At 73.7% G+C, this 9,071-nt stretch carries 10 protein-coding genes; 4 read left to right on the plus strand and 6 right to left on the minus strand.

Annotated elements, in window-relative coordinates:
• Positions 1-278 precede the first annotated feature (278 nt).
• The gene (locus LQV45_RS12140; RefSeq protein ID WP_230007241.1) at positions 279-1,031 is read left to right on the plus strand and encodes an SDR family NAD(P)-dependent oxidoreductase; all 753 of its coding nucleotides are present in this window, start codon (positions 279-281) and stop codon (positions 1,029-1,031) included.
• Between the two features lie 49 nt (positions 1,032-1,080).
• On the opposite strand, the gene LQV45_RS12145 is transcribed toward LQV45_RS12140, so the two are convergent.
• Entirely contained in the window at positions 1,081-1,827 is a 747-nt protein-coding gene (locus LQV45_RS12145) for a DUF429 domain-containing protein (protein ID WP_230007242.1), read from the minus strand.
• Positions 1,828-1,905: 78 nt separating this feature from the next.
• On the opposite strand from LQV45_RS12145, the gene LQV45_RS12150 reads away from it, so the two are divergent.
• Entirely contained in the window at positions 1,906-2,280 is a 375-nt protein-coding gene (locus LQV45_RS12150; RefSeq protein ID WP_230007243.1) for a hypothetical protein, read from the plus strand.
• A gap of 56 nt (positions 2,281-2,336) precedes the next feature.
• A complete protein-coding gene (locus tag LQV45_RS12155; protein WP_230007244.1) occupies positions 2,337-3,212 on the plus strand; it encodes a helix-turn-helix transcriptional regulator in 876 nt (291 codons plus the stop codon).
• Here the strand turns inward: LQV45_RS12155 and LQV45_RS12160 are convergent.
• Together LQV45_RS12160 and LQV45_RS12165 are read right to left on the minus strand one after the other, a co-directional pair.
• Complete coding sequence (locus tag LQV45_RS12160; protein ID WP_230007245.1) at positions 3,202-4,398, minus strand: MFS transporter; 1,197 nt, start codon at positions 4,396-4,398, stop codon at positions 3,202-3,204. The two genes, LQV45_RS12155 and LQV45_RS12160, sit on opposite strands and share 11 nt — an antisense overlap.
• A 113-nt stretch (positions 4,399-4,511) precedes the next feature.
• A complete protein-coding gene (locus tag LQV45_RS12165) occupies positions 4,512-5,615 on the minus strand; it encodes a citrate synthase (RefSeq protein WP_230007246.1) in 1,104 nt (367 codons plus the stop codon).
• A 52-nt stretch (positions 5,616-5,667) separates the two neighbouring features.
• Between LQV45_RS12165 and LQV45_RS12170 the strand changes: the two genes are divergently transcribed.
• Entirely contained in the window at positions 5,668-6,846 is a 1,179-nt protein-coding gene (locus tag LQV45_RS12170; RefSeq protein ID WP_230007247.1) for a citrate synthase, read from the plus strand.
• A 142-nt stretch (positions 6,847-6,988) separates the two neighbouring features.
• Here the strand turns inward: LQV45_RS12170 and LQV45_RS12175 are convergent, their stop codons facing one another.
• The 3 genes from LQV45_RS12175 to glp are packed head-to-tail and all read right to left on the minus strand — an operon-like array spanning position 6,989 to position 9,050.
• Positions 6,989-7,264: a DUF6457 domain-containing protein gene (locus tag LQV45_RS12175; protein WP_230007248.1), complete on the minus strand. Its 276-nt coding sequence runs from the start codon at positions 7,262-7,264 to the stop codon at positions 6,989-6,991.
• Positions 7,261-7,845, minus strand: a complete 585-nt coding sequence (locus LQV45_RS12180) for a molybdenum cofactor guanylyltransferase (RefSeq protein WP_230007249.1) — start codon at positions 7,843-7,845, stop codon at positions 7,261-7,263. The genes LQV45_RS12175 and LQV45_RS12180 overlap by 4 nt, the downstream gene beginning before the upstream one ends.
• A complete protein-coding gene (gene glp / locus LQV45_RS12185; RefSeq protein ID WP_230007250.1) occupies positions 7,842-9,050 on the minus strand; it encodes a gephyrin-like molybdotransferase Glp in 1,209 nt (402 codons plus the stop codon). Before glp ends, LQV45_RS12180 begins: the two co-directional genes overlap by 4 nt.
• Positions 9,051-9,071 lie beyond the last annotated feature (21 nt).

The raw sequence follows: 9,071 nt of genomic DNA on the forward strand, positions 1-9,071 counted from the left end.
GAGCGTGCGGCGAACGATGTCGCGCCGTGTCGCATCGGCGAGCGCGTGGAAGACGCGGTCGATGTCGGTGTCGGTGGGGGTGCGTTGTTCAACCATTTGGTTGGACGTTAGCAGGGGGCGAGCGTGGGGGCAAGACACCCTCACCCGCCTTTTTGCACCCCGTCCGATATCCATTCACCCGCATCCATCTGTCTCTCGCGGGCGTAGGCTCGAAGCAGAGGACGGGACCGTCCGAGAAGATCTCCCGGCACCGCGCCCGCCCGGGAAGAAGCCCACCCATGGCTCAATACGACGTCTCGAACCGCTCGGCGATCGTCACCGGAGGTGGCAGCGGAATCGGCCGCTCGACCGCCCTGCTCCTGGCCCACAACGGCGCCGCCGTGGTCGTGAACGACCTCAACGCCGACAACGCGAACGCGGTCGTCGACGAGATCCGCGCCGCCGGCGGCACCGCCCAGGCCTCCGTGGGTGACGCCACCGACAGCGCGTGGATCGCGTCGTCGGTCGAACTCGCCAACACCCTCGCCCCGCTGCGCATCGGCGTCAACAACGCCGGGATCGGCGGCGCCGCCGCCCCGACCGCGGAGTACACCGAAGAGGCCTGGGACAAGGTCATCGCGATCAACCTCAACGCGGTGTTCCGCAACATGAAGGCGCAGATCCCCTCGATCCTCGCCAACGGCGGCGGCTCCGTCGTCAACATCGCGTCGATCCTCGGCAGCGTCGGCTTCGCCACCTCGCCCGCCTACGTCGCCGCCAAGCACGCCGTGGTCGGCATGACGAAGACGGCGGCGCTGGAGTACTCGGCGCACGGCGTGCGCGTGAACTCCGTCGGCCCCGGCTTCATCGACACGCCGCTCCTCAGCGCGCTCGACGACGACACCAAGGCGTTCCTCGTGGGCAAGCACCCCATCGGCCGCCTCGGCAAGCCTGACGAGGTCGCGCACCTCATCGCGTTCCTCGCCAGCGACGCCGCGAGCTTCATCACCGGCAGCTATCACCTCGTCGACGGCGGCTACACCGCCGCCTGATCCCGGATGCCGCGGCGGCGGGGCATGCGTCCCGGTCGTCGCGGCGCGATCAGGGCGCGACCGACTCCTCGAGCGGCCCGTCCGGCAGCACCACCCACCCCTCGCGTCGCGCGATCTCGAGGTCGACGGCAGCCGGCCGCGCGAACCTCCCCAGCGCTCCCGCGCGGGTCGCGAGTGCCGCGATCAGCGCGTCGAACGCGTCCCCTGACGACACCGCGAGCGCAGCGAACGGACCCACGTCGAGCCACCGCGCCCGCTCCTGCAGCGTGTCGAGCAGGGTCGCCCGGCGGGTGGCATCCACCCGGTACTTCGTCGTGTCGAAGCCCCAGATCCGCAGCGCGCCACCGGGATAGACCTCGAACAGCCGACCCTCGGCCGCGCGGTCCACGGGAAATCCCGACGCCGCGAGACGGCGCAACAGGCCCGCGCCGCGCAGCGCGGTCACCCCGAGCCGGTCGGTCGAGACGCTCAGCGGCCACCGCCCGATGCGGTCGCGCACGACGACGTCGGTGCGGCGGTACACGAGCCCGCGCCGCCAGTCGGCGCCGCCGTCGACCTCGCCGAGCTGCGGCTGCTCGCCGAGGTGATGTGCCCCGACGAAGTCGACGAACGCGTCGGGCCACCCCAGCGGACAGTCCAGTCCCAGCCAACCGTCCGGGCCCACGGATGCCACGATGTCGACGTCGTCGACACCGACCTGCAGCCGTACGAGCCGGGCTCTGCCGGGCGCCCACTCGATCTCGGCGAGCGCCGTCCCGGGCACCCCGGCGGCGAGGTCGACGCCGATCGTTCTCATCCCGGCAGAGTACGCGGGGGCGCCGACACCGCGGCGCCATCCTCCCCACCGAGGACGAGAACCTGTCAGGATCGACCCATGCCCACGGAAGACGACCTCCCCGACTCGCTCGAGCCGGGCGAGAGCGTCCCGCCGCGAGACGAACCACCCGCTCCCCCGTCCCCGCGGGGAGACCTGCGCGTGGTCTCGATCATCGCCATCGTCACGGGCGCGATCGTGGTGGCGTGGCACATCTTCCTGGTGTCGGTGAGCGCCGTCGCCGAGTTCGATCAGCTGCTGTGGATCCAACTGGGCATCTGGGTTCTCGCCCTGGTGTCGTTCGTGACCGGCATCCTGAGTCTGAACGCACGGATGGCGCGGGAGCTCGCCGCGGCCGGATTCATCGCGGGTGTCGCGGCCTTCTTGCTGTCGCTGTCGATCGGGCTGTTCAGCACCGCGGTCTTCTTGAACTGACGAGCGGCTCGGCAGCGGCGAGGAATGCGCCACGGCTCTGGACGGTTGCCCGAGGCATGATGTCGCCGCCCGATGCCCTGGAGCGCGCCCTCGCCTCCCTCGACGTGCGGGCCGGATCGACCCGGCGCAGCTCCCTCGCGGTCAGTGGAGACGTCATGCTCCCGACGGGGTCGACGACCCTCGTCTATGTGCGCGCGGGTGAGATCACCGGCGACCTCGCCGCGGGAACGAGCTGCCAGGTCGATGCCCCGACCGGCGACGGGCACCCGGTGAGCGGTCGCCGCACCCTCCTCGCGGGCGATGCCGCCGTCTCGCTCGGATGCCGCCGGCTCGTCCTCTCGTCCCAGTCCGGCGCCGAGGTGACCGTCGTCACGGCCGAGATCACGCCGACCGAGGTCGTGGCATCCCTCCCCGCCATCGTCCTGGTGACCGGCTTCGCGCGTCTGGAACCCGCCGCAGCCGCCCTCGCCGGCAGCCTGGGCTCGGGTCCCGACGCCCTCTCGCCCGAACGCCCCGGCGACGCCGTCGTGTGCCGGCTGATGATCCGCACGGTTCTGCTGTCCGCGGTCCGCGCGTGGGCGTCGACGGGTCAGTGGCCCGCCCCCATCACCGATCCCTTCCTCGCCCGTGTGGCTGCCGCGGTCGCCGCCGACCCCGGCCGGGACTGGTCGGTCGAGCACCTGGCATCCCTCGCCGCGATGTCGCGGAGCGTGTTCACCGAGCGCTTCCGCGACGCGGTGGGACGCTCGCCGGCCGGATACGTCACCGAGGTCCGTGTGCGGGAGGCCAAGAGACTCCTGGATGCCGGATCCTCGGTGTCCCAGGTCTCCCGCGCGCTCGGCTACGCCAGCGACGAGGGCTTCCGGCGAGCCTTCCGCCGTCACACCGGGGTGGCCCCGTCGGCGTGGCGGGCGGGCGCGCTCACGGCCTGAGCGCCGCAGACGTCCGCCGCAGCGACATCCCGAACAGCGCGGCGCCGACGACGAGCAACAGGATGCCGATGACATCCACCGTCACGACTCCGGCGGTGTCGACGAGCAGGCCGCCGACGCCTGCGGCGATCGTGATCGCGAGCTGGAACCCGGTGACCACGAGGCTCCCCCCGGCCTCGAGGCGATCCGGCATCCGCTTGCCGACCCAGGTGTTCACGATGATGAGCCACGACGAGAAGAAGAACCCCCAGACGACCACCGCGGCGACCACGGCGGCGAGCGCACCCGGGAGCAGCACGACGACCGCGATGGCGGCGGCGATCACCAGCGGTCCCGCCACGGCGAGCCGACCGAACGCCCGGTCGACGATCATTCCGATGACGATGTTGCCGACGAACCCGCCCACGCCGAAGGCCGCCAGAAGCAGAACGACGGTCCCCGGGTCGACGTCGGGGATGCGCTCCAACGACAGCCGCACGTAGGTGTAGGCGAGGAAATGCCCGAGCACCACGAAGACGTGGCCCATCATCCCGACGAGGTTCCCCGGGCGGAGGAGCGTGTCGCCGAGGATGCGCAGGCTCGACACCGTGACCGCGGGCACGGGGGGCAGGACGACGCGCACCGCCACCCCCACGACGGCGGTGGCGACACCGACCACGAAGAACGTCGCGCGCCAGTCGAGCATCTCGCTGAGGGCGACGCCGAGCGGCACACCCGCAACCGTGGCGAGCGAGAGGCCAGCGGAGGTGAACATCACGGCCCGACCGATGCGTCCGGGGGCGGCCAGCGTCGCCGCCGCGAGGATCGACATCGACCAGAACGTGCTGATCGCGGCACCGAGCAGGAACCGCGCCGCGAGGATCGCGATCAGACTCGGCGCTACGGCGACCACGACGCTGGAGACGGCGGCCGCCATCGCTGCGGCGGTCAGCAGCAGGCGCCGATCGAGGCGGGGGACGAGGATGCCGATGGTCGGTGCGACGAGAAGACCCGCGAGGGCTGTGACCGTCACGGTCTGCCCCGCTTGCCCCGGGCTGATCCCCAGGCTGACCGCGATCTCGGTGAGCACGCCGTTGGGGAGGAACTCCGCGGTCACGAGCAGGAAGCTCAGGAGCATGAGGACGACGAGACCGCCGTACCTCATGGTGGACGGCGCGGAAACGGGAACCGGGGCTGTCGTGGTCATTCCTCGATGCTCGCGGGCGCGCGCCGTCCGCGCCCGACCGAACGTCCGCGGCATCCGACCATTCGTCCGCGGCCCCGCCCGGGCGCGACGCCGCGCGGGTGGCAACGGTGAGGTCAGCCGTGGACCGGCACCCCGACGTATCGCGCCGACGGCCGGATGATCTTGCGGTCGCGGGCCTGCTCGAGCACGTGCGCCGTCCACCCGACCGTCCGCGCGAGGGCGAACGTCGGCGTGAACATCTCGGGCGGGATGCCGCACTCCTCCATGACCACCGCCGCGTAGAACTCGACGTTGGCGTGCAGCGACCGGTCGGGCTTGTGCGCGGCGAGCAGGCGCTCCGCGGTCTGCTGGAACGCCAGCGCTTGCGCGACCCGCGGGCCGCCGAACCCTTCCGCGACGGTCCGCAGCAGCGCGGAGCGCGGATCGGTCGTGCGGTACACCGCGTGCCCGAACCCCATCAGCCGACGGCCGGCGGCGAGCTCGCCGCGGATCCACGGCTCGGGGTCGTCGCCGGCCCGGTCGAGGCTGTCGAGCGCCCGGGCCGGCGCCCCGCCGTGCAACGGTCCGGAGAGGGCGCCCAGGGCGCCGGTGAGGCACGCCGCCATGTCGGCCCCGGTCGACGCGATGACTCGGGCGGTGAAGGTCGAGGCGTTGAAGCCGTGGTCCATCGCCGCGATGAGGTACGCCGTCAGCGCCCGCTCGTGGGCCGCGTCGGGTGCCCCGCCGGTGAGCGCCGCGAGGTACGCCTCGACCGTTCCGGACCCGGCCAGCGGCCCCGGATCGCTTCCGCGCGCCACCGCCGCGAGCACGCGCGGAGCGACCGCGGCGAAGGCGATCGCGTCGTCGGCCCGGGCGTCCTCGTCCAGGTCGTACAGGGGTCGGCTCCCCCGGACGGATGCCACGAGCGGCCAGGCCGCGCGGAGCCCGGTGAGCGGATCGTCGGTGCGCGCGGCGACCGTCTCGATGAGATCCCCGACCCCCGGGTGAGCGTCGAGCTCAGCCACCCGACCCAGGAACGCCGCCCGCCGCTCGGCATCCGGAAGCGCGCCCACGACCAGCAACTGCCACACCTCCTCGAACGACCGCTCGCGCGCGAGGTCCACCGCCGAGTATCCGCGGTAGTGGTAGACCCCGGCCTCGCCGTCCACGTCGCCGATGGTGGTTTCGGCGGCCACTACCCCGGTCAGCCCCCTGGGCACATCGATCAGCTCGCTCATGCGCTCAGTGTGCGAACATGACGCCCACACCGTCAACGTTGATCGGATCAATGTGCCCGCTCCGCTCCCCCGTCTCACGGCCTCCCAGGCCGCCGCGCGCCTGGGGGTCAAACCCGCGACGCTGTACGCCTACGTCTCGCGCGGGCTCCTCGCCCGCACGCGCGACGTGCACGGCTCGACGTTCGACGCGCTCGAGGTCGAGGCCTTCGCGGCCTCCCGTCGGCGCACGGCCTCCCGACCTCCCGCCCATCCGACGACCGGGATGCCGCTCGCGATCGTGCGCACCGACGTCGCCGACATCGAGGACGGCGAACTGCTCTACCGGGGCCGGCGCGCCCGCGACCTGACCGAGCGGCCGTTCGCCGAGGTCGTCGCATGGCTCTGGGACGCGCCGCGGCAGGACGCCCCGGATGCCGCGATCGCGGCGGCATCCGCCGTCGTTCAGGCCCTGCCGTCGGGCGCCGGAGCCCTCGATCGCATTCGCGCCGCCGTCGCCGGATTCGGCGCCGCCGACCCGCTGCGTCACGACGCCGACCCGGCGACGCTCCACAGGATCGGCTGGACCCTGCTCATCGGACTGCCTCGCGCGCTCGGCGGCCCCGAGGACGACGACGTCGCACGGTCGCTGGCCGGCATCTGGGGTGCACCAGAGGCGACGACGGTCCGCGCCGTCAACGCGGCGCTCGTGCTGCTCATCGACCACGACCTCGCGGTCTCGACGTTTGCTGCGCGGGTCGCCGCCTCCGCCCGGGCCGACGGGTACGCGGCGATCGGGGCCGCCCTCGGGGCCGCGGACTCTCCGCTGCACGTCGGCGCCGCGACACGTACCGCCCGCCTGCTCGCCCGGGTCCGCGCGGGCGTCGAGCCGGAGCGGGCCCTGGCCGAGGCGGTGCACGACGGGCGCGGCATCCCGGGCTTCGGTCACCCGCTCTACGGCGGCGTCGACGATCGCGCCGACGCACTGCTGCCCCTCGTGGACGCTCTTCCAGACGGCGAGGCGACGCGCGCCGCCGTCACCGGACTCACCGAGGTCGTCGCCGCCCGATCGGGGCTGAAGCCGAACGTCGATCTCGCCCTAGCCGCGGTGGCGACCGGGGCGGGGCTGCCCGCGGACGCCGCGAGCGCGATCTTCGTGCAGGGCCGCCTCGCGGGGTGGATCGCGCACATCGCCGCCGAGTACCGCGAGCCCGCGATGCGCCTGCGCCCGCGCGGGGAGTACGTCGGCCCCTAACCCGCGGCCCCATGTCTCGGTCCTTAGACCCGTGTGCGGGGCTCCGGAGAGATCTCGCTCGGGAAGCTGAATCCGTGGCTCGGCAGGCAGCCCGGCCCCGAATCTCCGGAGCCCGGCACAACGCCCCCGCCGCACCCCCGGCTCAGCGCCCGTTCGTCTCCCAGCCCCGGGCCATCTCGACGACGGCGGCGACCGCGGCCTCGGTGTCGGCGGGAGTCCCGCCCGCACGGCCGGCGACCAGCCCCGCGACGAAGGCGCTCAGCGGAGCGGCGGGACGGGCGACGCCGTTCGCGACGTCACGGGCGAGGTCGAGGATCAACGCGATGGGGATGTCGCCCTCGGCCAGGCCGAACCGCTCGGCGAGCGCGGCGCTCCAGTCGTCGAGCGCCTCGGGCGGCAGGGTGCGGGATTCGGTCACGGCTCCTCCTCGGGCTCGCTCGCGGCTGTTCCTCCAGCCGCGGTCAGATCGTCCCACGTGTCGATGTCGCGCGACACCTCCGCCGGCGCATCGACGAGCGCGATCCGCAGCCCGCCGAGGAGCGTCCGCATCGCGGCATCCCGTCCCCCGTTCTCGAGCCCGGATGCCATGCACCGCAGCGCCGCGGTGCGGTACCGGCCCGTGAGCCACTGCGGTCGGCCGTCGGAGCTCAGGCATACGCCGTCGGCGTCCGCCGGGATGGCGGGGAGCGCCGCGACCGCCTGGGCCGGGGCGACGAGATCGCACGCGAGCACGAGAACCTCGTCGGCGCGAACGACGGGGAGCGCCGCCACCACCCCGGCGACGGGTCCGCCGAACGGCGGGTCCTCCGCGATCCACTCCACGTCGAGCGCGGCGTCGAGCACGGGAGCGACGACGAGGATCCGCTGCGCCCCGCCGGCGCGCGCGGCGGCGATCGCGGCCGCGAGCAGCGTGCTCCCGCCGACACGGAACAGCGGCTTCGCGGCCCCGTCCACCCGGGATCCGCGGCCCCCGGCGAGGAGGATCGCGTCCACGCTCACAGCAGCAGCACCTCGACCGTGTCGCCCGGCTGCAGGTCGCGGTCGCCGGGCGGGATGACGGCGTACGCCTCGGCATCCCCGAGCCCCCGCGTGGAGCCGCGGGTTCCGGGCGCGGGCGGCACCGCCCGCCAGCGGGTGGGATCGGTGCGGTCGAGGCGCACGGGCACGTACTGCACGCGGTCGGGACGCACGCGCCAGCCCTCGGCGAGCACGACGCGCAGCGCCGGGCGCCCGGCATCCGTGTCGCCCTCGAGCGCCCGCAGCGCCGGACGGACGAACACCTCGAACGACACCGCGGCACTCACGGGGTTGCCGGGGAGGCCGAACACGAGCGTCCCCGCGGGCGTCCGTCCGAAACCTTGGGGCCGCGCCGGCTGCATCGCGACCTGATCGAACCGCAGCAGGTCGCCGAGGCTGTTCTTGACGACCTCGTACGCCCCCGCGCTCACCCCACCCGAGAACACCACGACGTCGACGCCGAGCCTCTCGGCCTCGACGATCATCCGGCGCGGGCCGTCACCGTCGTCGCCGATGCTCGCGCGCAGCACGACCTCGGCGCCGGCCTCCTCGGCGAGTCCGGCGAGCAGGAAGCTGTTGGACTCGGGGATCTGCCCGTGCCGCAGCGCCGACCCCGGCGCGGCGAGCTCCGACCCCGTCGACACCACGGCCACGCGCGGCGCACGCGCGACCTCGACGGAAGAGATCCCGGATGCCGCGATCGCGGCAATGCGCGCCGCGGTGAGCCGCACGCCGGCGGGCACGACGACGTCGCCCGCGCGCGTGTCCGATCCGCGGCGGCGGATGTGGGCACCGGGTCCGCGCGGTGCCGTGACCACGACGGCGTACGCCAGCGAGTCGGCGAGACCGTCCCGGGTGTCCTCGAAGGGCACGATCGCCGTGGCATCCGTCGGGACCGGCGCCCCCGTCATGATCCGCGCGGCCTCACCCGGGCGCAGGGCGGGATCGTCGGACGTGCCCGCCGGCAGGTCGGCGACGACGCGCAGGGACGCGGGCAGCGCCGAGAGGTCGCCGATGCGGACCGCGAAGCCGTCCATGGCGGAGTTGTCGAAGCCCGGTACGTCGACCGCGGCGCGCACCGGATGCCGCAGCACTCGGCCCCGGGCCCCCTCGAGCGTGCGTTTCTCGGGGGCGAGGGGCGCGACGGCCGACAGGATCGCGGCCAGGTGCGTCGAAACCTCGATCACAGCGCGCCTGCGGAATGGAGG

This window comes from Microbacterium sp. Bi128, assembly GCF_918698205.1.